Here is a 25,679-nt window from a genome sequence, read left to right as displayed (position 1 = left end):
AAGCGAGAGCCCCGTGATCAAGCCCGACCTCGGCATCACCGTCCCCGACGAGCTCGGCTCGGTCCACTTCATCGGCATCGGCGGCTCCGGGATGAGCGGGATCGCCCGGCTGTTCCACCACGCCGGGCACCGGGTCACCGGTTCCGACGTCCGCGAGTCCCACCCCATCGAGCAGCTGCGGGAGCTCGGCGTCCCGGTCGCCATCGGCCACGACGCGGCGAACCTCGGGGACGCCGAGGCGGTCGTCGTCACCTCCGCCCTGTGGCCCGACAATCCGGAGTACCTGCTCGCGAAGGAGCGCGGCCTGCCCGTGCTGCACCGCTCGCAGGCCCTCGCCTGGCTGGTGCGCGGCAAGCGCCTGGTCGCGGTGGCCGGAGCGCACGGCAAGACCACGTCGACCGGCATGATCGTCACCGGCCTGCTCGGCGTCGACGCCGACCCCAGCTTCGTCAACGGCGGCATCATCGAGAGCCTCGGCACCTCCTCCGCCGCCGGCTCCGGCGAGGTCTTCGTCGTCGAGGCCGACGAGTCGGACGGCAGCTTCCTCCTCTACGACACCGCGGTCGCCCTCATCACGAACGTCGACCCGGACCACCTCGACCACTACGGATCGCTGGAGGCGTTCGAGGAGGCCTTCGTCACCTTCGCCTCCTCCGCGAGCGAGCTCGTCGTCATCTCCTCCGACGATCCCGGCGCCGTCCGCGTCACCGAGCGGCTGGACGGCGGACGGGTGCTGACCTTCGGCGAGGCCGAGGGGGCGGACGTCCGCGTCGTCGACCTCGACCTCGTCGGCCCCGTCGGCTTCTCGGTCGAGTACGAGGGCAGGCGCTACTCGGCCCGCCTCCGCATCCCCGGCCGGCACAACGCGATCAACGCGGCCGGCGCGTTCGCAGTGCTGGTGGGCCTGGGCTTCGATCCGGCCGCCTCGCTCGAGGCCGTGTCGGCGTTCGGAGGCACGGAGCGCCGCTTCGAGCTGCACGGAGCGGTCCGCGGAGTCAGCGTCTACGACGACTACGCCCACCACCCCACCGAGGTGGCCGCCGCCCTCTCCGCCGCGCGCACCGTGGTCGGCGAGGGCCGCATCATCGCCGTGCACCAGCCGCACCTCTACAGCCGCACCCGCCTCTTCGCCCGCGAGTTCGCCGAGACGCTCGAGCGCTACGCCGACGAGACGATCGTCCTCGACGTCTACGGGGCGCGCGAGGATCCGGAGCCCGGAGTGACCGGAGCGCTGGTCAGCGAGAAGTTCGCCGACCCGTCGCACGTCTCGTTCGTCCCGGACTGGGCGGAGGCGGCCCGCCTCACGGCCGGCATCGCGCGCGAGGGCGACTTCGTCATCACCCTCGGCTGCGGCGACGTCTACCGGATCATCCCGCAGGTGCTCGAGTCGCTCGGCGCGAGCGAGGCCGCGCCGGTCGCACGATGACCGCGGTCCTCGCGCCCGAAGCGGGGGAGCGGCCGTGAAGCGGCCCGACGGCGGACGCCCTCCGGCGCCCGGTCGGAGCGTCCCCGCGCGCGGCGGCGAGCCGGAGCCGGACACCGAGCCGATCCGGATCGTCACCGCGATCCGCGTGGACCCGGAGCCGGCCGAGCGCACTCCGTGGCGCGCGGGCGCGGTCCGCCGCACCCTCTCGGGCCTGCGCCTGCCCGGAGCCGAGAACCGGGCCGTCTCCCGGGCCGCCCGCGAGCGGAGGCGCTACGAGCGGGGGGAGGTCCGCCGCTTCACGAAGCGCGCGCGTCGGCGCCGCCTGATCGCCCTGGTCGTGGCCGGGTCGCTCGTCGCCCTCGCCCTGATCGTCGGAGTCGCGGCCTTCTCGCCGCTCATGGCCGTGCGCACGATCGAGATCTCGGGCACCCAGCGCGTCGACGCCGCCGCCCTGCAGAGCGAGCTCGACGACCAGCTCGGCGTCCCGCTCACCCTGGTGGACCGGGACGAGGTCGGCCGCGTGCTGGGCGCGTCCCCGCTCATCCAGAGCTACTCGGTGCAGACCCGGCCGCCGAGCACCCTCGTGGTGTCGATCGTCGAGCGCACGCCCCTCGGCGTGATCGCGGCGGGGGGCCGCTTCGAGCTCGTGGACGCGGCCGGAGTCGTCATCGAGACGGCGGACTCGGCGCAGCCCGGCTACCCGGTCCTCACCACCGCGTCCGGCGACGCCTCGGGAGCCGGCTTCCGCGCGACCGCGCGGGTGCTGCGCTCCCTGCCCGCATCGCTCGCTCCGCAGGTGACGGCAGCGACGGCCACGACCGGCGACGATGTCTCGCTCACCCTGCAGAACGGCACGGAAGTCGTCTGGGGCGGGTCGGACGAGTCGGCGCTCAAAGCCGTCGTGCTCGAGAAGCTGATGGCCGCGACCGACCCCGCCGTCGTCGGCACCTACGACGTGTCCTCGCCCCAGGCCGCCGTCGTGGCGCCCCGGCCTTGACCGGCGGCGGATCCGCGCGTTCTTTCGAGCGTTGCGGGCGTGTCTGCTGGGAGCGCGACCGGACTCCGCCTACCGTCGGAGCCGAACCCCAAATGCATACTCAGCATAACTTTAAGCCTCAACTACAGGTTTAAGGTTCAGCCCGGAGGCCGGAGACGTGACTTCAAACCAGAACTACCTCGCCGTGATCAAGGTCGTCGGCATCGGCGGTGGCGGCGTCAACGCCGTCAACCGCATGATCGAGCTCGGCCTGCGCGGTGTCGAATTCATCGCGATCAACACGGACGCCCAGGCGCTCCTGCTCAGCGACGCCGACGTCAAGCTCGACGTGGGCCGCGAGCTGACCCGCGGACTCGGCGCCGGCGCCGACCCCGAGGTCGGCCGCCGCGCCGCCGAGGACCACGCCGAGGAGATCGAGGAGGTCCTCGCGGGGGCCGACATGGTCTTCGTCACCGCGGGCGAGGGCGGCGGCACCGGCACCGGCGGCGCGCCCGTCGTCGCGCGGATCGCCAAGTCGATCGGCGCCCTCACCATCGGCGTCGTGACCAAGCCCTTCGGGTTCGAGGGACGCCGTCGGCAGACGCAGGCCGAGGCCGGCGTCGCGACGCTGAAGAACGAGGTCGACACGCTCATCGTCGTTCCGAACGACCGCCTGCTCGAGATCAGCGACCGCGGCATCTCGATGCTCGAGGCCTTCGCGACCGCCGACCAGGTGCTCCTCGCCGGCGTCCAGGGCATCACCGACCTGATCACCACGCCCGGCCTGATCAACCTCGACTTCGCCGACGTGAAGTCGGTCATGCAGGGCGCGGGCTCGGCGCTGATGGGCATCGGCTCGTCGCGCGGCGCCGATCGCGCGATCAAGGCGGCCGAGCTGGCCGTCGCCTCACCGCTGCTCGAGGCCAGCATCGACGGCGCGCACGGCGTGCTCCTCTCGATCCAGGGCGGCTCGAACCTCGGCATCTTCGAGATCAACGACGCGGCGCGCCTCGTCCAGGAGGCGGTGCACGCCGAGGCGAACATCATCTTCGGTGCCGTGATCGACGACACGCTCGGCGACGAGGTGCGCGTCACCGTCATCGCCGCGGGCTTCGACGGCGGAGAGCCGGGCGGGACCGCTCAGGCCGCGATCGCCCAGCCGCGCCAGCAGCAGAGCTCGGCGAGCGAGTCGGCCGCCGAGCCCGTCCCGGCTCCCGCCGCCGCCCCTGCGGCCGGCTCGATCTGGTCGAGCACCCCCGTCGCCGCCCCGGCCCCTGTCGCCGACCCGTCCTTCGACGACGACGACAGCGACCTGGACATCCCCGACTTCCTCAAGTAGTCGTGCCGGATCCGGAGCTGGCCGCGCGCTGGGCCGAGGTCTCCGAGCGGGTCGCCGACGCGACCCGCTCGGCCGGTCGCGAGGCGTCCTCGGTCACGACCATCGTGGTGACCAAGTTCCACCCCGTGTCGCTGCTCCGCGACCTCCTCGAGCTGGGCGTCGTCGACTTCGGCGAGAACCGGCACCAGGAGGCGCAGGAGAAGTCGGCCGAGCTGGCGGGGACCGCTGCGCGCTGGCACTTCATCGGGCAGCTCCAGAGCAAGAAGGCGCGCCAGGTGCGCCGCTACGCCGACGCGGTCCACTCCGTCGACCGGCTCGCGCTCGTCCCGCTGCTGGAGGCGGGGGAGGAGCCGCTCGACGTGTTCCTGCAGGTCAACCTCACCGAGGATCCCGACCGCGGGGGAGCGTCGCCCGCCGACGTCGAGCCCCTCGCCGAGGCTCTCGCCGGGGCGCACGGCCTCACGCTGCGCGGCGTGATGGCGGTCGCTCCGCTGGACGAGGAGCCCCGTCCGGCTTTCGCCCGGCTCCGGTCGATCTCCGACCGCGTGCGCGCCGTCGAGCCCTCCGCCACGGCGATCTCGGCGGGCATGTCGAACGACTTCGCCGAGGCGATCGCGGAGGGTGCGACACACCTGCGAATCGGATCGGCAATCACCGGAGAACGCCCCGCCCGCACCTAACCTCGTGGTGACCCACCTGTGGGAGCACACACGACACGGAGGACACCCCATGGCCAACCCGCTGAAGAAGACGATGGTCTACCTCGGACTCGCCGACGAAGAGGTCGAGTACGAGCGCGCAGAGCCCGTCGAGGCGGCCCCGGCGACGGCCCACCGCGCACCGGTCTCCCCGGTGCAGCCCGTCCCTCCCGTCGAGCCGGTGCAGCAGCCCCGCGCGACGGTCACCCCGCTCCGCAAGCCCACCCCCCAGACCCCGAAGGCGACGGCACCCGCCGAGATGAACGAGATCCTCACCGTCCACCCGAAGCAGTACCGCGACGCGCAGGTCATCGCGGAGAACTTCCGCGACGGCATCCCCGTGATCATCAACCTCTCGCAGATGAGCGATGCGGACGCCCGCCGCCTCATCGACTTCGCGAGCGGACTCTCGCAGGGCCTCTACGGCCGCATCGAGCGCGTGACGAGCAAGGTCTTCCTGCTCTCGCCGTCGCACATCACCGTCGCCGGCGACTCCGCCTCCGCCGAGAGCGACGCCGACGCGTCGTTCTTCGCGAAGTCCTGATCCCGGGGAGCCCTGGCCCCCGGTGACCTCCGTCGTCTCGCTCCTCGGGAGCGTCCTGTACTTCGTGCTGCTGCTCTACTTCTTCGCGATGTGGGCGCGGTTCGTGCTCGACCTCGTCCGCGTGATCCGACGGGACTGGCGCCCCCGCGGTGCCGGCCTCGTCGCCGCGGAGGGCGTCTACACCGTCACGGACCCGCCGATCGGCTTCTTCCGACGCTTGATCAAGCCGGTCTCGATCGGTCCGATCGCCCTCGATTTCGGCTGGAGCCTCACCATGCTCTGCGTCATCGTGGGCATGTACATCGCCACGTGGCTCCAGCGCGCCTGACCGTCCCTGTATCGTTGGCACGTCCGGACGTTCCCCGCGGTGTCAGCACTGCGCCGTGCGCCTGAAGTTGCTAGCTTTAGTCGCGCGTTGTTAAACGTGTACCTACTTGAAATCGAAGGTGGAAAGCCATGGCGCTCACTCCCGAAGACGTTGTCAACAAGCGGTTCCAGCCGACCAAGTTCCGTGAGGGATACGACCAGGACGAGGTCGACGACTTCCTCGACGAGGTCGTCGTGGAGCTCCGCCGCCTGAACCAGGAGAACGAGGAGCTTCGTCAGCGCCTGTCCTCCGGCGACAGCCGCCCCTCGGACGCCCGAGTCTCCGACGCCCCGCGCGAGAGCACTCCTGCTCCCGCCCCGGTGGTCGACGAGGCACCCGAGCCGGAGCCGCAGCCCGAGCCCGAGCCCACCCCGGCTCCCGCACCGGTCGTCGCTCCCGTCAGCTCCTCGCAGTCGGCTCCGGTCGACGAGGCCGAGAGCTCCAGCGGACTCCTGCAGCTCGCCCGCCGCCTCCACGAGGAGCACGTGCGCGAGGGTGCCGAGAAGCGCGACGCGCTCGTCGCCGAGGGCCGTGCCACGGCCGCCCGCATCGTCGCCGAGGCCGAGGCCAAGCAGCGCCAGCAGGTCGCGAAGCTCGAGGAGGAGCGCGCGACGGTCGAGCACCGCATCGACGAGCTCCGCACCTTCGAGCGCGAGTACCGCCAGAAGCTGAAGAGCTACATCGAGGGCCAGCTCCGCGACCTCGACACCCAGCCGGCGTCGACGGAGTCCTCGCTGTCGGGCTTTGGGGCGTAGTCCCGCCGCAGCGGACGTCAGGCCGAGGGTGCTCGTCACCCTCGGCCTCGTCGCGCTCGCGGTCTTCGCGATCGATCAGACCGCGAAGTTCCTGGTCACGACGAACCTGACCCTGGGCGAGGACGTCCACGTCCTCGGCGACGTCCTGATCCTGCACTACGTGAAGAACCCGGGTGCCGCCTTCTCCCTCGCGAGCGGGTCGACCTGGATCTTCTCGATCATCGCGGCGTGCGTCGTCGTCGCCGTGATCTGGTTCTCGCGCCGGATCCGCTCCACCGCGTGGGGCGTCTTCTTCGGCCTGCTGCTCGGCGGCACCCTCGGCAATCTCTTCGACCGGCTGTTCCGAGAGCCCTCCTTCGGGCTCGGACACGTCGTCGACTTCCTCTTCACGCCGTGGCTGCTCCCGGCGATCTACAACGTCGCCGACATCGCGATCTGCACGGCGATGGCGCTGTTCGTCCTCCTGAGCGTGCGGGGCGTCGGCCTCGACGGCACCCGCGAGCGCGCGGGCCGCGACGAGCAGGAGCAGGTCGCGTCCGAGGACGGCGCTCCCGCCACCCCCGGAGCGGGCGCCCCCGCAGCGGCCTCCTCCGTCGAGGAGGCGGCCCGCGACGCCGACCGCCCCGGCGGACGCTGATGGCGCAGTCCCGAGAGCTGCCGGTCCCGGACGGGCTCGACGGCCTCCGCGTGGACGCGGCCGTCGCGAAGCTGCTCGGCTTCTCGCGCACCTTCGCGGCCGAGGTCGCCGAGGCGGGCGGAGTGAGCGCCGACGGACGGGTCCTCGACAAGAGCGACCGCGTGCACGCCGGAACCTGGCTGAGCGTCGAGTGGAGCCCGCGCGAGGAGCCGCGGATCGTGCCGATGGCGGTCCCCGGCCTCGGCATCGTGCACGACGACGACGACATCGTGGTGATCGACAAGCCCGTCGGAGTGGCCGCGCACCCCGCCGTGGGCTGGGAGGGGCCGACGGTGCTCGGCGCCCTCGCCGCCGCGGGCTTCACCGTGTCGACCTCCGGTGCGGCCGAGCGCGCGGGCATCGTGCACCGGCTCGACGCCGGCACGAGCGGCCTCATGGTCGTCGCGAAGTCCGAGCGCGCCTACACGCACCTCAAGCGCGCGTTCCACGACCGCACGGTCGAGAAGGTCTACCACGCGGTCGTGCAGGGCCACCCCGACCCGCTCGCCGGCACGATCGACGCCCCGCTCGGCCGCCACCCGTCCTCGGACTGGAAGTTCGCGGTCCGCGCCGACGGCAAGCCCTCGGTGACCCACTACGAGACGATCGAGGCCTTCCCGTTCGCCTCCCTCCTCGAGATCCACCTCGAGACCGGCCGCACCCACCAGATCCGCGTGCACATGGCCGCCCAGCGCCACCCGTGCGTCGGCGACGCGATGTACGGCGCCGATCCGACCCTCTCGAAGCGGCTCGGCCTCACCCGCCAGTGGCTCGACGCGGTCCGGCTCGGCTTCACCCACCCGGGCTCGGGGGAGTGGGCGCAGTTCGAGGCGTCCTACCCCGAGGACCTGGTGCACGCCCTCGAGGTGCTGCGCGGGGAGTGATCCGCGCTCTCCCGGCCGGACCCGCGTCCGGCGCGGTTAGACTTCTTCCCGCCGTGTCCACGGGCCCTCCCTTGTCGCCGGCCATCCCTCCCCTGCCCGCAGTCCGCCGGAGGCGCATCCTTGCCGAGTAACGATTCCTTCGTCCACCTCCACGTGCACAGCGAGTACTCGATGCTCGACGGTGCAGCGCGGGTGAAGCCGCTGATCGACGCGGCGGTCGAGGAGGGCATGCCGGCCATCGCCGTGACCGACCACGGGAACGTGTTCGGCGCCTTCGACTTCTGGCGCACCGCGACGGCGGCGGGGATCAAGCCGATCATCGGCACCGAGGCCTACCTCACACCGGGGACGCACCGCTCCGACAAGACCCGCATCCGCTGGGGCGACGGCGGAGGGGACGACGTGTCCGGCTCCGGCGCGTACACCCACATGACGCTGCTCAGCTCGACCACGACGGGCATGCACAACCTCTTCCGCCTCTCCTCGCGCGCGTCGATCGAGGGCTACTACTTCAAGCCGCGCATGGACCGCGAGATCCTCTCGCAGTACTCCGAGGGCCTGATCGGCACCACGGGCTGCCCGAGCGGCGAGGTCCAGACGCGCCTGCGTCTCGGCCAGTACAAGGAGGCCCGCCAGGCGGCCGCCGACTACCGCGACATCTTCGGCAAGGAGAACTTCTTCGCCGAGATCATGGATCACGGCCTCGACATCGAGCGGCGGGTGATCGGCGACGTCATCCGGCTCGCGAAGGACCTCGACCTCCCGTTGGTCGCCACCAACGACCTGCACTACACGCACGCGCACGACGCGACCTCGCACGCGGCGCTGCTCTGCGTGCAGTCCGGAACCACCCTCGACGACCCCAAGCGCTTCAAGTTCGACGCGGACGAGTTCTACCTCAAGTCGCCGCGCGAGATGCGCCAGGTCTTCCGCGACCACCCCGAGGCCTGCGACAACACGCTCCTCATCGCGGAGCGCTGCGACGTCCAGTTCGACACCTCGGCGAACTACATGCCCCGCTTCCCGGTGCCGGAGGGCGAGACCGAGGACACCTGGTTCGTGAAGGAGGTCGAGGCCGGACTGCGCGAGCGCTACCCGGACGGCATCTCCCAGGAGGTGCGCGACCGGGCGGACTACGAGACCCGCGTCATCCTGCAGATGGGCTTCCCCGGCTACTTCCTCGTCGTCGCCGACTTCATCAACTGGTCCAAGCGCAACGGGATCCGCGTCGGTCCCGGCCGCGGCTCCGGTGCCGGCTCGATGGCGGCCTACGCCATGAAGATCACCGACCTCGATCCGCTGCGCCACGGCCTGATCTTCGAGCGCTTCCTCAACCCCGACCGCGTGTCCATGCCCGACTTCGACGTCGACTTCGACGACCGTCGCCGCGGCGAGGTCATCCGCTACGTCACCGAGAAGTACGGCGACGAGCGCGTCGCGCAGATCGTCACCTACGGCACCATCAAGGCGAAGCAGGCTCTCAAGGACGCCTCGCGCGTCCTCGGCTTCCCGTTCGGGATGGGCGAGAAGCTGACGAAGGCCATGCCGCCCGCGATCATGGGCAAGGACATCCCGCTCAGCGGCATCAACGACCCCGCCCACGCGCGCTACAAGGAAGCGCTCGACGTGCGCAACGTCATCGCCGAGGACCCGCAGGCCAAGCTGGTCTTCGACACCGCGCTCGGACTCGAGAACCTCAAGCGCCAGTGGGGCGTGCACGCGGCCGGCGTCATCATGTCCAGCGATCCGCTGCTCGACATCATCCCGATCATGAAGCGGGAGCAGGACGGCCAGATCGTCACGCAGTTCGACTACCCCGCGTGCGAGTCGCTCGGGCTGATCAAGATGGACTTCCTGGGGCTGCGGAACCTCACGATCATCGACGACGCCCTCGACAACATCCGCGCCAACCGCGGACAGGACCTCGTGCTCGAGGACCTCGAGCTCGACGACCAGGCCGCCTACGACCTCCTCGCGCGTGGCGACACGCTCGGCGTCTTCCAGCTCGACGGCGGCCCGATGCGCGGGCTTCTCCGACTGATGAAGCCCGACAACTTCGAGGACATCTCCGCAGTCCTCGCGCTCTACCGGCCGGGCCCGATGGGCGCCGACTCCCACACCAACTACGCGCTGCGGAAGAACGGCGTGCAGGAGATCACCCCGATCCACCCGGAGCTCGAGGAGCCGCTCTCGGAGGTGCTCGGAGGGACCTACGGCCTGATCGTGTACCAGGAGCAGGTCATGTCGATCGCGCAGAAGCTCGCGGGCTTCACGCTCGCGCAGGCCGACCTGCTGCGGCGCGCGATGGGCAAGAAGAAGAAGTCCGAGCTGGACAAGCAGTTCGAGGGCTTCTCGGGCGGCATGATCGCCAACGGCTACTCGATGGAGGCCGTCAAGACCCTCTGGGACATCCTGCTGCCCTTCTCCGACTACGCCTTCAACAAGGCGCACTCGGCGGCGTACGGCGTCGTCTCCTACTGGACGGCGTACCTCAAGGCGCACTACCCCGCGGAGTACATGGCCGCGCTGCTCACCAGCGTCGGCGACTCCAAGGACAAGATGGCCGCCTACCTCAACGAGTGCCGGCGGATGGGGATCAAGGTGCTCCCGCCGGACGTCAACGAGTCGATCGGCTTCTTCACCGCCGTCGGCACCGACATCCGCTTCGGCCTCGGCGCCGTCCGCAACGTCGGCATGAACGTCGTCGAGGGCATCCGGGCCGCCCGCGAGGAGAAGGGCCGCTTCGAGACGTTCCACGACTTCCTCCGCAAGGTGCCGCTGCAGGTGACCAACAAGCGCACCATCGAGTCGCTGATCAAGGCCGGCGCCTTCGACTCGCTCGGCTCGACGCGCCGCGCCCTGGTCGAGGTGCACGAGGACGCCGTCGAGGCGGCGGTGGGGGAGAAGCGCAACGAGGCGAACGGCCAGGTCGGCTTCGACTTCGACAGCCTCTGGGACGAGCCGCAGGCCGCGATCCAGGTGCCCGAGCGGCCCGAATGGGCCAAGCGCGACAAGCTCGCCTTCGAGCGCGACATGCTCGGGCTCTACGTGTCCGACCATCCGCTCGCCGGACTCGAGACCGAGCTCGCCAAGCACTACAGCACCACGATCGCCGACCTGCTGATCTCGGAGACGATCGCCGACGGCGAGACCGTGGTCGTCGCGGGCCTCGTCACGAGCGTCCAGCACCGCATGGCCAAGGCCTCCGGCAACCAGTACGGGATGATCCAGGTCGAGGACTTCGGCGGCGAGATCACCTGCATGTTCATGGGGAAGGCGTACCAGGAGTTCGCCCCGGCGCTCACGAACGACTCCATCGTCGTCGTCAGAGGCCGCGTCAGCATGCGCGACGACGGGATGAACCTGCACGCGTTCAGCCTGTTCGCCCCCGAGATGAGCCAGGACGGCGACTCGGGACCGCTCACCGTCTCGATGCCCGAATCGCGCGCGACCACCGACACGGTCTCGCAGCTCAGCGACGTGCTCATCCGCCACTCCGGCCAGACCGAGGTGCGGCTGAAGCTCATCAAGGGCGACACTGCCCGCGTGTTCGAGGTGCCGTTCCCCGTGCGCATCACCCCGGACCTCTTCGGCGAGCTGAAGAGCCTGCTGGGGCCGAACTGTCTGTATTGAATTCCGAGCCGGTCCCCGACCGGCTCGGCGCGGTCGGCTGGGGAGGGTGGCCGGGTTCTCAAGGGCGTCCTGCGTACGGCTACGACGATCCGCTCGCACGCGGATCGCCGGTTCGCCTCGGAGGGTCGGGCGAGAGGGTGGCGGATCGGAGGGCGGCGCGTAGACTGGGGTGGCCATGATCCAGACTCTCGACCTCCGCGGCCGTCGTCCCTCCTCCGCCGAGCTCCTCGCCCTCGTGCCCCGCAATCCGGGCACGTCCGCCTCCGTCGGGCCCGTCGTCGCCGAGCTGATCGCCGACGTCCGCGAACGCGGCGCGGAAGCGCTCCTGGACCAGGCGGAGCGGCTGGACGGCGTGCGCCCCCCGCACCTCCGCGTGCCCGCCGGGCAGATCGCCGAGGCGCTCGACCGCCTCGACCCGGCCATCCGCAGCGCACTCGAGGAGGCGATCGCGCGCGTCCGCCGCGCCAGCGCCGCACAGATCCCCCCGCCCCGCACCACCGAGCTCGACGACGGCGCCACGGTCACCCAGCGCTGGCAGCCCGTCGCCCGCGCCGGGCTGTACGTCCCCGGCGGCAAGGCGGTCTACCCGTCGAGCGTCGTCATGAACGCCGTGCCCGCGCAGGCCGCCGGAGTCGCCTCCATCGCCCTGGTCTCGCCGCCGCAGAAGGCGTTCGGCGGCTCCGTCCACCCCACGATCCTCGCGGCGGCCGCTCTGCTCGGCATCGACGAGGTCTACGCGGTCGGGGGCGCCGGAGCCGTCGCCGCACTGGCCTACGGCGTCGACTCGATCGGGCTGGATCCCGTCAGCATCATCACCGGGCCGGGCAACGTCTGGGTCACCACCGCGAAGCGCCAGGTGCTCGGCCAGGTCGGCATCGACTCCGAGGCGGGCCCGACCGAGATCCTCGTGATCGCCGACGACTCCGCCGACCCGCGCCTTGTCGCCGCCGACCTGGTCAGCCAGGCCGAGCACGACGAGGCCGCCTCCGCGGTCCTGGTCACCGACAGCGCCGAGCTCGCCGCCGCCGTCGAGCGCGAGGTCGCCGTCCAGGCCGCCGCCACCCACCACGCGGAGCGCGTGGCCATCGCACTCGACGGCCCGCAATCCGCGCTCGTGATCGTCGACGACCTCGAGCTCGCCTGCGCGTTCAGCGACGCCTACGGCCCCGAGCACCTCGAGCTGCACACGGCCGACCCCGTCGCGACGGCCGAGCGGATCCACGACGCCGGCGCGATCTTCCTCGGCCCGACCACCCCGGTGAGCCTGGGCGACTACCTCGCCGGCTCCAACCACGTGCTCCCGACGCTGGGGCAGGCGCGCTTCTCCTCCGGGCTCGGCGCCTACACCTTCCTCCGGCCGCAGCAGCTGATCTCCTACGACCGCGGTGCGCTCGAGCGCGTCGCCCCGCACATCCGCGCTCTCAGCGACGCCGAGGCGCTGCCCGCCCACGGCGACGCCGTCGACGCCCGCTTCGCCTGAGACCGAGAGGCCCTCGATGTTCTGCCCCTTCTGCCGGCACCCCGACTCCCGAGTGATCGACTCGCGCACGAGCGACGACGGCCTCTCGATCCGCCGCCGCCGGCAGTGCCCGTCGTGCGGCCGGCGCTTCTCGACGACCGAGACCGCGAGCCTCGTCGTGATCAAGCGCAGCGGAGTCGTGGAGCCGTTCAGCCGCGAGAAGATCGTCAGCGGCGTCCGGAAGGCCTGCCAGGGCCGGCCCGTCACCGACACCGATCTGGCCGTGCTCGCGCAGCGGGTGGAGGAGAGCATCCGCTCCACGGGCGCGTCGCAGATCGACGCGAACGACATCGGCCTCGCCATCCTGCCGCCGCTGCGCGAGCTCGACGAGGTCGCCTACCTCCGCTTCGCGAGCGTCTACCAGGCGTTCGACTCGCTGGACGACTTCGAGTCTGCGATCACCCTGCTCCGCGCCGAGCGCACCTCCGTGCCCCACAGCGCCGATGAGATCTGAGGCCCGGGTGTACCCGCTCCTGTTCCGCACCGTCCTGCGCCGCCTCGACCCGGAGCGGGCGCACCACCTGAGCTTCCCGGTGATCCGGGCCCTCGGAGCCCTCGCTCCGGTCCTGCGCCGGACCACCGTCCCGCGCGGAACGCCCGCGGTCGAGACGCTCGGCCTCCGCTTCGAGACCCCGTTCGGCGTCGCGGCCGGCTTCGACAAGGACGCCACCGCGGTCCTGGGCTTCGGCGCGCTCGGCTTCGGACACGTCGAGGTCGGGACCCTGACCGCTCGGGCGCAGCCGGGCAACGACCGGCCGCGCCTCTTCCGGCTGATCGCGGACCGCGCCGTCGTCAACCGGATGGGCTTCAACAACCACGGGGCCGAGGCCGCGGCGCTGCGGCTGATCCGGCTGCGCAGCGCGCGCCGCCGCCCCGTGATCGGCGTCAACATCGGCAAGAGCCGGGTGGTCGAGGTGGACGACGCGATCGAGGACTATCTGATCAGCACGCGCCTTCTCGCGCCGCTCGCCGACTACCTCGTCGTGAACGTCAGCTCGCCGAACACCCCCGGGCTCCGCGGCCTGCAGGAGATCGACCGCCTCGAGCCGCTCCTCGCGGCCGTCAAGGACGCCGCCGACACGACGCCCCTGCTGGTCAAGATCGCCCCCGACCTCTCCGACGACGAGGTCGGCCGGGTCGCCGAGCTCGCCGTCCGCCTGAGTCTGGACGGGATCATCGCGACCAACACGACGCTCTCCCGGGAGGGCCTCTCGACCGATCGTGCCGTGGTCGAGGCGGCCGGCGCCGGCGGCCTCTCCGGTGCCCCGCTGGCCGCGCGCTCGCTCGAGGTGCTCCGCGTGATCCGCGGCGTCGTCCCCGCGGCCTTCTGCGTGATCTCCGTCGGAGGAGTCGAGACGGCCGAGGACGTGCGCGAGCGCCTCGACGCGGGCGCCACCCTCGTCCAGGGCTACACCGCCTTCATCTACCGCGGGCCCCTGTGGGCTCGGGACATCAACCGGGGACTGGCCCGCGCCTCCTGACCCGCCGTGCACGACGAAGGGCCCCGGAGCCGCGCGAGGCGCGACCGCAGGGGCCCTTCGTGGTCCGCCGTCCGACTACTCGGGGAAGGCGCGGCGCTTGACCTGGGGCTTCGGCAGTCGCATGACGCGCAGCTGGAGGGCGCGCATCGCGGCGTACCAGCGGATGCCCTTCTCGACCTTGTCGGCGCCGTAGCGCTCGGCGAGCTTCCGGCGCATCCGCATGCCGAGGAGGATGCAGTCGATCACCGCGAGGAGGAAGAACACCCAGAGGATGACGAGCGTCGCGTACTGCAGCTCCGGCTGCGGGAAGAAGCTCAGCAGCAGGACGACGACCATCACCGGGATGAGGAACTCGCCGAGGCTGAAGCGTGCGTCGACCCAGTCGCGCACGAACTTGCGCTGAGGACCCTTGTCGCGCAGCGGCAGGTAGCGCTGGTCGCCGGCGGCCAGGCCGATGCGGGCCTGCTCGCGTGACACGGCGGCCTTCTCGCGGGCGTCGCGGGCGGCCTGCTTGCGGTCGGTGACGACCAGCGGACGCTTGCGGGCCAGCTCCTGCTCGCGCCGGGTCGGCGTCGGCCGGCCCTTCCCGGAGCCGGGGGAGCCGGCGTCGTCGGGCGTGTCGGTTGCGATCGGGTGCTTGGCCACGGGGAACGTCCTTGGAATCGGGGGTCTCTTAAGATTACCTCCATGGCTCACGACGCTCCGACTCCGCCCGCACTCTCCTCCGACGAGGAGGCCGTCCTCGCCGCCGTCCGTGACGATCTGCCGCGCTCGCTCGCCCAGCTCGGGCAGCTCGTGCGGATCCCGTCCGTCTCGTGGGACGGCTTCGACGCCACTCGCGTGGCCGCCAGCGCCGAGGCCATCGCCGAGCTCGCGCGCGAGACGGGCGTCTTCGACGACGTCGCGATCCACAGCGCCACGATCGACGGCACCGACGTGCTCGGCCAGCCTGCCGTCCTTGCCACCCGCGCCGCCCGCAACGGAGCGCCGACCGTCCTCCTCTACGCCCATCACGACGTGCAGCCGCAGGGCGCGGAGTCGGCGTGGGAGACGCCTCCGTTCGAGCCGACCGTGCGCGGCGACCGCCTGTACGGGCGCGGTGCCGCCGACGACAAGGCGGGAGTCGTGTCCCACCTCGCCGCGGTGCGCGCACTCCGCGAGGTCGCGGGCGAGGACCACGACCTCGGGCTCGTCCTCTTCATCGAGGGGGAGGAGGAGTTCGGGTCGCGCTCGTTCCCCACCTTCCTCCGCGAGCACCACGACGCCCTCCGCGCGGATGCGATCATCGTCGCCGACAGCGACAACTGGGACGTCGACACCCCCGCGCTGACGGTGGGCCTGCGCGGCAACGTCACCTTCACCCTCACCGTCAGCACTCTCGCGCACGCCTCGCACTCGGGCATGCTCGGCGGAGCGGTCCCGGACGCGATGCTCGCGGCGGTCCGCCTGCTCGCGACGCTCTGGAACGAGGACGGCTCGGTCGCCGTCGCAGGCCTCACCGAGCACGACGGAGCGGTGCCCGAGACGACCGAGGAGGACCTCCGCCGCGACTCCGGGCTGCTCGACGGGGTCTCGCCGATCGGCACCGGCGCGATCCTCTCGCGCCTGTGGTCGAAGCCGGCCGTCACGGTCACCGGGATCGACGCGCCCAGCGTCGTCGACGCCTCCAACACCCTCGTCCCGTCCGTGCGCGTGAAGATCAGCGCCCGCATCGCCCCCGGCCAGGACGCGGAGGAGGCGTTCGCCGCCATCGAGAGCCACCTGCGGGCGAACTCCCCGTTCGGCGCCAACCTCGCGATCGAGGACGTCGACACCGGCAGCCCGTTCCTGGTCGACGCGACCGGCTGGGCCGTGGACCTGGTGAAGGGCGCGATGGCCGACGCGTGGGGACGCGAGCCCCTCGAGACCGGCATCGGCGGGAGCATCCCGTTCATCGCCGACCTCGTGCGCGAGTTCCCCGAGGCGCAGATCCTCGTCACCGGTGTCGAGGACCCCGACTCGCGCGCGCACAGCCCCAACGAGTCGCTGCACCTGGGCGTCTTCAAGCGCGCCGCGCAGACCGAGGCGCTGTTCCTGCTCCGCGCCGCCGCTCACCGCGACTGACCACCGGTCGTGGAATACCCGGGTGACCACCCGGGTTGCAGCCGTAGAATCCCGGAAGGCACGACGACCGTTCCGCCCGTCCCCTGAGGAGTGACATGTCAGACACACTGACCGACCAGACGGCGACCCCCCTCGCCACCCCGCCCAGCGCGGCCCACGGCGTCTCGATGACCCCGACCGCCGCCGCCAAGGTCAAGAGCCTGCTCGAGCAGGAGGGCCGCGACGACCTGCGCCTGCGCGTCGCCGTGCAGCCCGGCGGCTGCTCCGGCCTCATCTACCAGCTCTACTTCGACGAGCGCACCCTCGACGGCGACGCCGCGGTGGAGTTCGAGGGCGTCGGCCTCGTCGTCGACAAGATGAGCGTCCCCTACCTCGACGGCGCCTCGATCGACTTCGAGGACACCATCCAGAAGCAGGGCTTCACCATCGACAACCCCAACGCGGGCGGCAGCTGCGCCTGCGGCGACAGCTTCCACTGACGCCGCGCGGCCCCGGGCCGCAGCGCATCCGAACGGCGTCCGACAGTCCACTCTGGTGGCCCGTCGGGCGCCGTTCGTCATGACTGCACCACTCGGCCGGGACGTCAAGAGCGGGTCGTCGTGCACCGGGCCGCCGGAGCGGAAGGGTAGGCTGGAGCCGGTCTAATACAGTTTCGTGTGAACTGGTCCCCAGTCTTCCGAAAGGTCACCGGTGCGCTTCAATCGCCGAATCCGCAGATGGGTCGCTGCCCCCGTCGCAGGAGCCCTCGCCCTCGTCCTCGCGGGCTGCACGCAAGAGCAGCTCCAGGGCTGGCTCCCCACCGAACCCGGCACGACGAACCACGTCGACCGCGTCATCGGACTCTGGGTCACCTCCTGGATCGTCCTGCTCGCCGTCGGCGTCGTCACGTGGGGTCTCACCATCTGGGCGGTGGTCGTCTACCGCCGTCGCAAGGGGCAGACCGGCCTGCCGGTCCAGCTGCGCTACAACATGCCGATCGAGATCTTCTACACGATCGTGCCGCTGATCCTCGTGATCGGCTTCTTCGCCTTCACCGCGCGCGACCAGGCCGCCATCGAGCAGCCCTACGACGACCCGGACGAGACCATCCAGGTGTACGGCAAGCAGTGGGCGTGGGACTTCAACTACGTCGACGAGGACGTCTACTCCGCCGGTATCCAGGGCCAGTACCAGGAGGGCGGAGACGCCGCCGGCTCGCTCGTCGAGTCCGAGATCCCCACGCTCTACCTGCCCGTCGGACAGAAGATCAAGATCCAGCTCGACGCGCGCGACGTGATCCACTCCTTCTGGGTCGTCGACTTCCTCTACAAGAAGGACATGATCCCCGGCAAGACGAACTACATGTACGTCACGCCTCTCAAGGAGGGGACCTACGCGGGCAAGTGCGCCGAGCTCTGCGGCGAGTACCACTCCGCGATGCTCTTCAACGTCAAGGTCGTCTCGCAGGGCGAGTACGACGACTACATCCAGTCGCTGCGCGACGCGGGCCAGACCGGTCAGCTCGGCGCCGAGTACAACCGCAATTCGAACCTTCCCGGAACCGGCGCGCCGGCCCGCGAGAACGAGGAGTAAGGGAGCATGAGCACCGCCACGGCACCCCGCCCGACGCGCACCGCCGGCACTCCGCCGGTCCAGCGCAAGGCGAACGTCCTCGTCCGCTGGATGACGTCGACCGACCACAAGGTCATCGGGTACATGTACCTGATCACGTCGTTCATCTACTTCTGCATCGCCGGCGTGATGGCCCTGGTCATCCGCGCCCAGCTGTTCGAGCCCGGCCTGAACGTGGTCGAGACGCGCGAGCAGTACAACCAGCTGTTCACGATGCACGGCACGATCATGCTGCTGATGTTCGCGACGCCGCTCTTCGCCGGGTTCGCCAACGTCCTGATGCCGTTGCAGATCGGCGCCCCCGACGTCGCGTTCCCCCGCCTCAACGCCTTCGCGTACTGGCTCTACAGCTTCGGCTCGCTCATCGCGGTCGCCGGATTCGTCACCCCGCAGGGTGCGGCGTCGTTCGGGTGGTTCGCGTACGCGCCACTGTCGAGCACGACGTTCTCACCAGGGCTCGGCGGCAATCTCTGGGTCTTCGGCCTCGCGCTCTCGGGCTTCGGCACGATCCTCGGCGCGGTGAACTTCATCACGACGATCATCACGATGCGCGCCCCGGGCATGACGATGTTCCGGATGCCGATCTTCACCTGGAACATCCTGGTGACGTCGATCCTCGTGCTGCTCGCGTTCCCGGTGCTCGCCGCCGCGATGTTCGCCCTCGGCGCCGACCGGGTGTTCGACGCCCACATCTACGATGCGGCCAACGGCGGTGTCCTGCTCTGGCAGCACCTGTTCTGGTTCTTCGGCCACCCCGAGGTGTACATCATCGCGCTGCCGTTCTTCGGCATCGTGTCCGAGGTCTTCCCGGTCTTCAGCCGCAAGCCGATCTTCGGCTACAAGACGCTGATCTACGCGACCATCGCGATCGCCGCCCTCTCCGTGACGGTGTGGGCGCACCACATGTACGTCACCGGATCGGTCCTGCTGCCGTTCTTCTCGCTGATGACCATGCTCATCGCGGTTCCGACCGGCGTGAAGATCTTCAACTGGGTCGGCACCATGTGGCGCGGATCGGTGACCTTCGAGACCCCGATGATCTGGGCGATCGGCTTCCTGATCACCTTCACCTTCGGTGGACTCACCGGCGTGATCCTCGCGTCGCCCCCGCTCGACTTCCACGTCTCGGACTCGTACTTCGTGGTGGCGCACTTCCACTACGTCGTGTTCGGAACCGTCGTCTTCGCGATGTTCTCGGGCTTCTACTTCTGGTGGCCCAAGTGGACCGGCAAGATGCTGAACGAGACGCTGGGCAAGTGGCATTTCTGGCTGCTGTTCATCGGCTTCCACACCACCTTCCTCATCCAGCACTGGCTGGGCGTCGTCGGCATGCCGCGCCGCTACGCCAGCTATCTGCCCGAGGACGGCTTCACCTGGATGAACCAGGTGTCGACGGTCGGAGCGATGATCCTCGCGGTGTCGCTGATCCCGTTCTTCCTGAACGTGTACATCACGGCCCGCAAGGCGCCCAAGGTGACGGTGAACGACCCGTGGGGCTTCTCCCGGTCGCTCGAGTGGGCCACCTCGTGCCCGCCGCCCCGCCACAACTTCACCTCGATCCCGCGCATCCGCAGCGAGGCCCCGGCGTTCGACCTCAACCACCCCGAGGCCGGCATCCCCGTCGGAATCGGTCCGGCGAAGGACGCTCCGGACGCCCCCACGTACGACAAGTCCGAAGGCACGGTGAAGTAGGGCCATGCGCGCCAACGTCAATCTCTTCTGGCTCCTCGCGGGCTTCTTCCTCCTCGCCGACATCACGTACATCGTGTGGTCGCTGCTCGACACGGGCCAGGTGGAGTGGGTCGGCACCGTCGGCATCGGCCTCTCGGCCGTGCTGGGCGCGTTCATCGCGTTCTACGTCGGCCGCGTCCACAAGGCGCAGGGTGCTGAGCTCCCCGAGGACCGCCTCGATGCGGACATCGACGACGGAGACCCCGAGCTGGGCTTCTTCAGCCCGTGGAGCTGGTGGCCGCTGATCCTGGGCGGTTCCGCGGCTCTCGGATTCCTCGGCCTTGCCGTGGGGTTCTGGATCACCTACATCGCCGTCGGGCTCTTCCTGGTCGCCATCGCCGGCTGGGTGTACGAGTACTACCGCGGGTACTTCGCCCGCTAGGGCGCAGCGCACGGCCGAGGGCCGGGTGCACGAGGGCTTCGGCTCCGTGCACCCGGCCCTTTCGCTTATCCAGGAGGAAGCGACGCGCGGTCGGGGCCCGGTCGGCTCGGCCGTTCGGCTTCGTGCAGGGGCGGCACTCGCCGATCGGTGGCGGATCGAGCCTCCCGGTGAGAGCCGGGACCTCCCGGTAAGGGCCGGGCCTCCCGGTAAGGGCCGGGATCGCTCAGTGAGGGATGACGAGGTGAGCTGGATCTCTCGCGGTGTCCTGCTGGCGGGACACCGAGGCGTCCTGCGCGGAGGAACTCGTCTGGGCACATCCCGACGGCCCGCGACGTGGAAGCTCGCCGGGCAGTGCAGCGGGCGGCGCCGAGCAGGAGCGTCGGCCCGCGTCATCACCCCTACGGGTCTGCGCTGCGACGGCTCCTGCTTTGGTCAGGGGTGAGCGGGCTACGCCTGTGGCGGCTCTCCGGTGCGCCTATGGGCGTGCCGACGGCGGTGGCGCGCTACGGACCGCGGATACTGCCGCGCCTGCGGCTGTAGTGGGGCTGCTGCGCCTGTTCTGGCGCCTGCGCCGCCCTGCGGACGTCTGCACACCGTTCCGAACCCAGCGGAGCCCGCACCCCGGCGGAACCGCGCGCGCCCCTGCGGCTCTCGGAGCTCCTCGGTACGGCTAGCGGGTCGTGCCGGTCGCCGCGAGGGCAGGGAGCCTGAGACGCCGCTGCAGCGACGGTCGTCGATGTCCGGAGGTGGCCTCCTCGGTCTCACCGGCGAGCGTCGCCGTCGCCGATCACAGAGGGTTCGACCGTGAGTGGGGGAGGGCAGTCCTGATAGGCCTGCTGGGAATGGGTACCCTCGAACCGATCCGGAGCGTCTCGACGTGTACGGGGACCGGGCACCTCACCGGACGACCACACTGCGAGCACGCAGAGGGGCTGGCTCACTCCATGATCGGATGGCGGCGGACGTCTCCAGCTCGGCGGTGAGACGGCGTCTCGTGATTCAAGGAGCGGAGGTCTCGAGGTCCGGAGTATCGCCCCACGTTCCTGCCGGCTTGTCGCCGTCGAGGCGCTGTGATCCGGTCTCACCGGCTCTCGGTGCACCGACGACCTCCACCGCGCCGGAGGACAGGCGCCTCCCCGCTGCGGGAACGACGAAGGGCCCGGACGAACGAACGTCCGGGCCCTTCGGGGGAGGATCAGTGCTCGCTGTGCGAGCTCTCGAGCTCCTTCTGGGTGACGGGGGTGATCCGGTCCTCGAAGAACCAGCGGGAGAGGCCGGCGCGGACGCGCTGCGGGGCGGTGATGCGGCCACGCGAGTCCGGACGGATCATCAGGGGCTCGTACTCGTCCTGACCGACGAGCTTCCAGCGCTCGTACTCGTCGAGCTGCTGGTGCACCTCGATGAACTCGCCGCCGGGGAGGCGGACGATGCGGCCCGACTCGAAGCCGTGCAGCGCGATCTCGCGGTCCTTCTTCTGCAGCGCCAGGCAGATGCGCTTGGTGATGAAGTACGCGATGAACGGACCCGCGATGAGCAGGAACTGCAGGCTGTGGATCACGCCCTCCATCGTGAGGTGGAAGTGCGTCGCGATGAGGTCGGACGAGGCGGCGGCCCAGAGGACGGCGTAGAAGCTGACTCCGGCGGCGCCGATCGCGGTGCGGGTCGCGGCGTTGCGCGGGCGGTCGAGCAGGTGGTGCTCGCGCTTGTCACCGGTGATCCACGCCTCGAGGAACGGGTAGAGCATGACCACGGCGATGAACAGTCCGAGACCGACGAGCGGGATCAGGATGTTGAACGACAGGGTTCCGATGCCCGGGATGGCCCACTCGAGTCCCGGCGGGACGAGGCGCAGGGCGCCGTCGGCGAAGCCGATGTACCAGTCGGGCTGGGTTCCCGCGGAGACGGGCGAGGGGTCGTACGGGCCGTAGTTCCAGATCGGGTTGATCGTGAACAGCGAGGCGATGAGGACGACGACGCCGAAGACGATGAAGAAGAATCCACCGGCCTTCGCGGCGTAGACCGGCAGCACCGGGTAGCCGACGACGTTCTGCTCGGTCTTGCCCGCACCGGGGAACTGGGTGTGCTTGTGGACGACCACGAACACGAGGTGCAGGGCGATGAACGCGAGCACCAGCGCCGGCAGCAGCAGGATGTGCAGCGTGTAGAGGCGGCCGACGATGTCGGTGCCCGGGAACTCGCCGCCGAAGAGCAGGAACGAGATCCAGGTGCCGACGATCGGGATGCCCTTGACCATGCCGTCGATGATGCGGAGGCCGTTGCCCGAGAGCAGGTCGTCGGGGAGCGAGTAGCCGGTGAAGCCCTCGGCCATCGCGAGGATGAAGAGGACGAAGCCGATGACCCAGTTGAGCTCGCGGGGCTTGCGGAATGCACCGGTGAAGAAGATGCGCAGCATGTGCAGGCCGATCGAGGCCACGAACAGCAGTGCCGCCCAGTGGTGGATCTGCCGCATCAGCAGGCCGCCGCGGATGTCGAAGGAGATGTCGAGCGAGGACGACATCGCCGCCGACATCTCGATGCCCTTGAGGGGCAGGTAGCTGCCCTCGTAGTGCGTCTCGACCATCGAGGCCTGGAAGAAGAAGGTGAGGAAGGTGCCCGACAGCAGGATGATGACGAAGCTGTAGAGCGCGACCTCGCCGAGGAGGAAGGACCAGTGGTCGGGGAAGATCTTGCGACCGAACTCCTTGACGACCGCGGAGATGCTCGTGCGCTCGTCGATGTAGTTCGACGCCGCTCCGACGTACCCCTTCTGGAACTTGCCGGATCCGAGGATGACGCCGTCCTCGGGCTCCGCGGGGGAGCTGGAGGGGCGTGAGGGGGTGGTGGTGGACATGTGAGTCATCGCTCCCAGAAGGACGGTCCGACGGGCTCCGTGAAGTCGCTTCTGGCGACCAGGTAACCCTCGGCGTCGACGGTGATGGGGAGCTGCGGAAGCGGACGCTTCGCCGGGCCGAAGATGACGGCGGCCTCGCGCGTGATGTCGAATTGCGACTGGTGGCACGGGCACAGCAGGTGGTGGGTCTGCTGCTCGTACAGCGCCACAGGGCAGCCGACGTGCGTGCAGATCTTGGAGTAGGCGACGATTCCGTCGTAGTTCCAGGTCTCGCGACCCTCACTGACGATGAGGTCCTCCGGCTTCAGGCGCATCAGGAGGACGGCGGCCTTGGCCTTCTCCTCCAGCTTGCCCTCGGCGTCGTTGAGGCCCTCGGGGATGACGTGGAAGGCGGATCCGAGGGTGACGTCCGATGCGAGGATCGGCGCTCCCGACGGGTCCAGGGTGAGCCTCGTGCCCTCTTCCCACAGGGTGGTCTTGAGGAGGGCGACGGGGTTCTGGTCCTGCGGGCCGAGGCCCCGGAACAGGATCACGGCGGGCAGGGGGAACACGACGAGGGAGGCGATCAGGCTGTTCCGGACGAGGGAGCGGCGGCCGAAGCCGGACTCCTTGTCGGACTGGTCGAAGATCTCGAGCGCACGGGCGCGGGTGGGCTCCGCGCTGCGGACGGGGTGGCGGATGTCGATGCCCTCGTGGTCCGACATCAGCTGCTTGCCCCAGTGGACGGCGGCGATGCCGATGCCCAGGAGCGCGAGGGACATGCCCAGGCCGATGAACAGCGTGTTCAGCCGGACCGACGCGACGTCCTCGGTGATCGGGAACGCCATGTAGGCGGCGACCGCGAAGATCGAGCCCGCGAAGGAGAGGTAGAAGAGCGTGTACACCGTGCGCTCGGCACGCTTCTCGACCTTGGGGTCGAGGTCGGTCATCCGGGGGCGGTGCGGCGGGAGGCCCGGGTCCTGGACGCGGTCCCGCGTCACGACCGCGGTGCCGGCCGGAGCCGTTCCGTGCCCGGTGGCCGACGAGGTGGCGAGGTCCGTGCCACCCTCATCGTGCTCTGCCATGGTTCTCCTTTTCACGCCGTGTCGGCACCAGTCGGTGCCGTGGGTCAGTCGCGCCCGTCAGGGCGCTGCAGTCGTCTAGTTGGATCGGGCGGTGATCCACACCGTCAGGGCCACGATCGCGCCGAGGCCGAAGATCCAGAGGAACAGGCCCTCCGCGACCGGCCCGAGGGAGCCGAGCGCGAATCCGCCCGGGGACGGGTTGGCCTCGATGTACTTGAGGTACGAGATGATGTCGCGCTTGTCCTCGGGCGAGATGTTCAGATCGTTGAAGACCGGCATGTTCTGCGGGCCGGTGACCATCGCCTCGTAGATGTGGGCCTCGGTCACGCCGCCCAGCGGGGGGGCGAACTTGCCCTCGGTGAGCGCGCCGCCGGCTCCGGCCACGTTGTGGCACATGGCGCAGTTGATGCGGAACAGCTCGGCGCCGTTCGCCGAGTCGCCCTCTCCGTCGAGGACCTCGCCCTCGGGGATCGCGGGGCCGGGGGCCAGCGACGCGACGTAGGCGGCGAGTTCGCCGACCTGCTCGTCGGTGAACTGCACCGGCTTCTCGAGCGCCTGGGGGCCGTGCATCTGCATCGGCATGCGGCCGGTGCCGACCTGGAAGTCGACCGACGCCGCGCCCACTCCGATGAGGGAGGGCGCGTTGTCGGTGCCCGCGGCGTCGAGGCCGTGGCAGGTGGCGCAGTTCGCGGCGAAGAGCTTCGAGCCCTCGTCGATCGTCTGCTGGCTGGCGGACGACGTCTCCGCGGAGGCGGACGTCGCGACGCCGACCGCGGCGTAGGTCCCGCCGGTGAGCCCGAGGCCGATGGCGATCAGGGCCAGGGTGGCGAGCGGATGGCGGCGACCCTTCTTGGCTCGGCTCTTCGTCTTCGGGGAGGCCATCGAGGCGTCCTTCCTGCGGGGGTCGGGAGTGGAGTGGGGCATCGGCGGGCGCGTCACTTGAGGAAGTAGATGACGGCGAACAGGCCGACCCAGACGACGTCGACGAAGTGCCAGTAGTACGAGACGACGATGGCGCTCGTCGCCTCCTTGTGGCCGAAGTTCTTGACCGCGAAGCCGCGGCCGATGACGAGGAGGAACGCGATGAGGCCGCCGGTGACGTGCAGGGCGTGGAAGCCGGTCGTCAGGTAGAAGGCGGAGCCGTAGGCGTTGCTGGAGAGCGTGACGCCCTCGGAGACGAGGGTCGCGTACTCGAGCACCTGGCCGGAGACGAAGACCGCGCCCAGGGCGTAGGTGAGGAAGAACCACTCGACCATGCCCCACTTGAACGGGCTGAGGCCCGTCGCACGCGGCTGCAGCCGCTCGGCGGCGAACACGCCGAACTGGCAGCTGAACGACGAGGCCACGAGGATCACCGTGTTCACGCCCGCGTAGGGGACGTTGAGGATCTGGGTCTCGGCGCCCCAGAGCTCGGGGGAGGTGCTGCGCAGGGTGAAGTAGATCGCGAAGAGGCCCGCGAAGAACATGACCTCGCTGCCCAGCCAGACGATCGTTCCGACCGCGACCGGGTTGGGTCGGTTCACTACGGGCGCGGTGGCCGTGGGGGAGAGAGAGGTGCTCGTCACACAGACCATTATGGCCGATGGCAGGGGAGGGAAGTCGCACTAGCCGGGAGGCGATCCTCGTCGCATAATCTGGG

23 protein-coding genes are annotated in these 25,679 nt (G+C 70.2%); 18 read left to right on the top strand and 5 right to left on the bottom strand.

The features are described 5' to 3' along the window. Positions 1-13: 13 nt before the first annotated feature. From murC to C5D50_RS13415, 13 genes are all read left to right on the top strand, one after another. Positions 14-1,426 (top strand): UDP-N-acetylmuramate--L-alanine ligase, encoded by a 1,413-nt coding sequence (gene murC / locus C5D50_RS13475; RefSeq protein WP_104233346.1) that lies wholly within the window; start codon positions 14-16, stop codon positions 1,424-1,426. A 34-nt stretch (positions 1,427-1,460) separates the two neighbouring features. Continuing rightward, a complete protein-coding gene (locus C5D50_RS13470; RefSeq protein WP_104283729.1) occupies positions 1,461-2,423 on the top strand; it encodes a cell division protein FtsQ/DivIB in 963 nt (320 codons plus the stop codon). 157 nt (positions 2,424-2,580) lie between these two features. Next, on the top strand, positions 2,581-3,741 hold the full coding sequence (gene ftsZ, locus C5D50_RS13465) for a cell division protein FtsZ (RefSeq protein ID WP_104222597.1): 1,161 nt from the start codon (positions 2,581-2,583) through the stop codon (positions 3,739-3,741). 2 nt (positions 3,742-3,743) lie between these two features. Continuing rightward, positions 3,744-4,421, top strand: coding sequence for a YggS family pyridoxal phosphate-dependent enzyme (locus C5D50_RS13460; RefSeq protein WP_104283728.1), 678 nt, complete (start codon positions 3,744-3,746; stop codon positions 4,419-4,421). A gap of 49 nt (positions 4,422-4,470) precedes the next feature. Beyond that, positions 4,471-4,983 (top strand): cell division protein SepF, encoded by a 513-nt coding sequence (locus C5D50_RS13455; RefSeq protein ID WP_104222599.1) that lies wholly within the window; start codon positions 4,471-4,473, stop codon positions 4,981-4,983. A gap of 22 nt (positions 4,984-5,005) precedes the next feature. After that, positions 5,006-5,311 (top strand): YggT family protein, encoded by a 306-nt coding sequence (locus C5D50_RS13450; RefSeq protein ID WP_258059242.1) that lies wholly within the window; start codon positions 5,006-5,008, stop codon positions 5,309-5,311. 128 nt (positions 5,312-5,439) lie between these two features. After that, on the top strand, positions 5,440-6,105 hold the full coding sequence (locus C5D50_RS13445; protein ID WP_104222600.1) for a DivIVA domain-containing protein: 666 nt from the start codon (positions 5,440-5,442) through the stop codon (positions 6,103-6,105). Between the two features lie 28 nt (positions 6,106-6,133). Continuing rightward, positions 6,134-6,742: a signal peptidase II gene (gene lspA, locus C5D50_RS13440; RefSeq protein ID WP_104283727.1), complete on the top strand. Its 609-nt coding sequence runs from the start codon at positions 6,134-6,136 to the stop codon at positions 6,740-6,742. Then, entirely contained in the window at positions 6,742-7,665 is a 924-nt protein-coding gene (locus C5D50_RS13435; RefSeq protein WP_104283726.1) for an RluA family pseudouridine synthase, read from the top strand. Before lspA ends, C5D50_RS13435 begins: the two co-directional genes overlap by 1 nt. Before the next feature lie 171 nt (positions 7,666-7,836). Continuing rightward, on the top strand, positions 7,837-11,298 hold the full coding sequence (gene dnaE, locus C5D50_RS13430) for a DNA polymerase III subunit alpha (RefSeq protein WP_244229655.1): 3,462 nt from the start codon (positions 7,837-7,839) through the stop codon (positions 11,296-11,298). A gap of 175 nt (positions 11,299-11,473) precedes the next feature. Continuing rightward, entirely contained in the window at positions 11,474-12,778 is a 1,305-nt protein-coding gene (hisD, locus tag C5D50_RS13425) for a histidinol dehydrogenase (RefSeq protein ID WP_104283722.1), read from the top strand. 16 nt (positions 12,779-12,794) lie between these two features. Further along, on the top strand, positions 12,795-13,271 hold the full coding sequence (gene nrdR / locus C5D50_RS13420; protein ID WP_104224657.1) for a transcriptional regulator NrdR: 477 nt from the start codon (positions 12,795-12,797) through the stop codon (positions 13,269-13,271). A 7-nt stretch (positions 13,272-13,278) separates the two neighbouring features. Then, a complete protein-coding gene (locus C5D50_RS13415; protein WP_104233339.1) occupies positions 13,279-14,298 on the top strand; it encodes a quinone-dependent dihydroorotate dehydrogenase in 1,020 nt (339 codons plus the stop codon). Between the two features lie 75 nt (positions 14,299-14,373). On the opposite strand, the gene C5D50_RS13410 is transcribed toward C5D50_RS13415, so the two are convergent. Beyond that, complete coding sequence (locus C5D50_RS13410) at positions 14,374-14,943, bottom strand: DUF3043 domain-containing protein (protein WP_181027102.1); 570 nt, start codon at positions 14,941-14,943, stop codon at positions 14,374-14,376. A gap of 42 nt (positions 14,944-14,985) precedes the next feature. Between C5D50_RS13410 and C5D50_RS13405 the strand changes: the two genes are divergently transcribed. The 5 genes from C5D50_RS13405 to C5D50_RS13385 all read left to right on the top strand — a co-directional run bounded on the left by C5D50_RS13405 (position 14,986) and on the right by C5D50_RS13385 (position 20,125). Next, entirely contained in the window at positions 14,986-16,401 is a 1,416-nt protein-coding gene (locus C5D50_RS13405) for a dipeptidase (protein ID WP_104283721.1), read from the top strand. A gap of 95 nt (positions 16,402-16,496) precedes the next feature. After that, a complete protein-coding gene (erpA, locus tag C5D50_RS13400) occupies positions 16,497-16,880 on the top strand; it encodes an iron-sulfur cluster insertion protein ErpA (protein ID WP_104224654.1) in 384 nt (127 codons plus the stop codon). A gap of 211 nt (positions 16,881-17,091) precedes the next feature. Next, entirely contained in the window at positions 17,092-17,973 is an 882-nt protein-coding gene (gene coxB, locus C5D50_RS13395) for a cytochrome c oxidase subunit II (protein WP_104224653.1), read from the top strand. Between the two features lie 6 nt (positions 17,974-17,979). Next, positions 17,980-19,704: a cytochrome c oxidase subunit I gene (ctaD, locus tag C5D50_RS13390; protein ID WP_104224652.1), complete on the top strand. Its 1,725-nt coding sequence runs from the start codon at positions 17,980-17,982 to the stop codon at positions 19,702-19,704. A 4-nt stretch (positions 19,705-19,708) separates the two neighbouring features. Further along, positions 19,709-20,125 (top strand): cytochrome c oxidase subunit 4, encoded by a 417-nt coding sequence (locus C5D50_RS13385; protein ID WP_104224651.1) that lies wholly within the window; start codon positions 19,709-19,711, stop codon positions 20,123-20,125. A 1,195-nt stretch (positions 20,126-21,320) separates the two neighbouring features. Here the strand turns inward: C5D50_RS13385 and C5D50_RS13380 are convergent. The 4 genes from C5D50_RS13380 to C5D50_RS13365 all read right to left on the bottom strand — a co-directional run bounded on the left by C5D50_RS13380 (position 21,321) and on the right by C5D50_RS13365 (position 25,614). Continuing rightward, the gene (locus C5D50_RS13380) at positions 21,321-22,976 is read right to left on the bottom strand and encodes a ubiquinol-cytochrome c reductase cytochrome b subunit (RefSeq protein ID WP_104224650.1); all 1,656 of its coding nucleotides are present in this window, start codon (positions 22,974-22,976) and stop codon (positions 21,321-21,323) included. Between the two features lie 5 nt (positions 22,977-22,981). Continuing rightward, positions 22,982-24,040 carry a ubiquinol-cytochrome c reductase iron-sulfur subunit gene (locus C5D50_RS13375; protein WP_104225358.1) on the bottom strand — a complete coding sequence of 353 codons (1,059 nt, stop codon included), beginning with the start codon at positions 24,038-24,040 and terminating at the stop codon, positions 22,982-22,984. Positions 24,041-24,115: 75 nt separating this feature from the next. After that, complete coding sequence (locus C5D50_RS13370) at positions 24,116-24,922, bottom strand: c-type cytochrome (RefSeq protein WP_104283719.1); 807 nt, start codon at positions 24,920-24,922, stop codon at positions 24,116-24,118. A gap of 53 nt (positions 24,923-24,975) precedes the next feature. Beyond that, a complete protein-coding gene (locus tag C5D50_RS13365; protein ID WP_104224647.1) occupies positions 24,976-25,614 on the bottom strand; it encodes a heme-copper oxidase subunit III in 639 nt (212 codons plus the stop codon). Positions 25,615-25,679 lie beyond the last annotated feature (65 nt).

Source organism: Rathayibacter sp. RFBD1 (assembly GCF_002932915.1).
GTDB lineage: Bacteria > Actinomycetota > Actinomycetes > Actinomycetales > Microbacteriaceae > Rathayibacter.
This window is presented reverse-complemented; position numbering and strand designations above follow the sequence as displayed.

Excerpts from the sequence above, each read along its gene's own strand:
- C5D50_RS13445 (WP_104222600.1), top strand. The coding sequence starts at position 5,440 with ATGGCGCTCACTCCCGAAGACGTTGTCAACAAGCGGTTCCAGCCGACC.
- C5D50_RS13380 (WP_104224650.1), bottom strand. The coding sequence starts at position 22,976 with ATGTCCACCACCACCCCCTCACGCCCCTCCAGCTCCCCCGCGGAGCCC.
- erpA (WP_104224654.1), top strand. The coding sequence starts at position 16,497 with ATGTCAGACACACTGACCGACCAGACGGCGACCCCCCTCGCCACCCCG.
- C5D50_RS13365 (WP_104224647.1), bottom strand. The coding sequence starts at position 25,614 with ATGGTCTGTGTGACGAGCACCTCTCTCTCCCCCACGGCCACCGCGCCC.
- dnaE (WP_244229655.1), top strand. The coding sequence starts at position 7,837 with ATGCTCGACGGTGCAGCGCGGGTGAAGCCGCTGATCGACGCGGCGGTC.
- ctaD (WP_104224652.1), top strand. The coding sequence starts at position 17,980 with ATGAGCACCGCCACGGCACCCCGCCCGACGCGCACCGCCGGCACTCCG.
- C5D50_RS13375 (WP_104225358.1), bottom strand. The coding sequence starts at position 24,040 with ATGGCAGAGCACGATGAGGGTGGCACGGACCTCGCCACCTCGTCGGCC.
- hisD (WP_104283722.1), top strand. The coding sequence starts at position 11,474 with ATGATCCAGACTCTCGACCTCCGCGGCCGTCGTCCCTCCTCCGCCGAG.
- C5D50_RS13405 (WP_104283721.1), top strand. The coding sequence starts at position 14,986 with ATGGCTCACGACGCTCCGACTCCGCCCGCACTCTCCTCCGACGAGGAG.
- nrdR (WP_104224657.1), top strand. The coding sequence starts at position 12,795 with ATGTTCTGCCCCTTCTGCCGGCACCCCGACTCCCGAGTGATCGACTCG.
- C5D50_RS13435 (WP_104283726.1), top strand. The coding sequence starts at position 6,742 with ATGGCGCAGTCCCGAGAGCTGCCGGTCCCGGACGGGCTCGACGGCCTC.
- C5D50_RS13385 (WP_104224651.1), top strand. The coding sequence starts at position 19,709 with ATGCGCGCCAACGTCAATCTCTTCTGGCTCCTCGCGGGCTTCTTCCTC.
- C5D50_RS13455 (WP_104222599.1), top strand. The coding sequence starts at position 4,471 with ATGGCCAACCCGCTGAAGAAGACGATGGTCTACCTCGGACTCGCCGAC.
- C5D50_RS13370 (WP_104283719.1), bottom strand. The coding sequence starts at position 24,922 with ATGGCCTCCCCGAAGACGAAGAGCCGAGCCAAGAAGGGTCGCCGCCAT.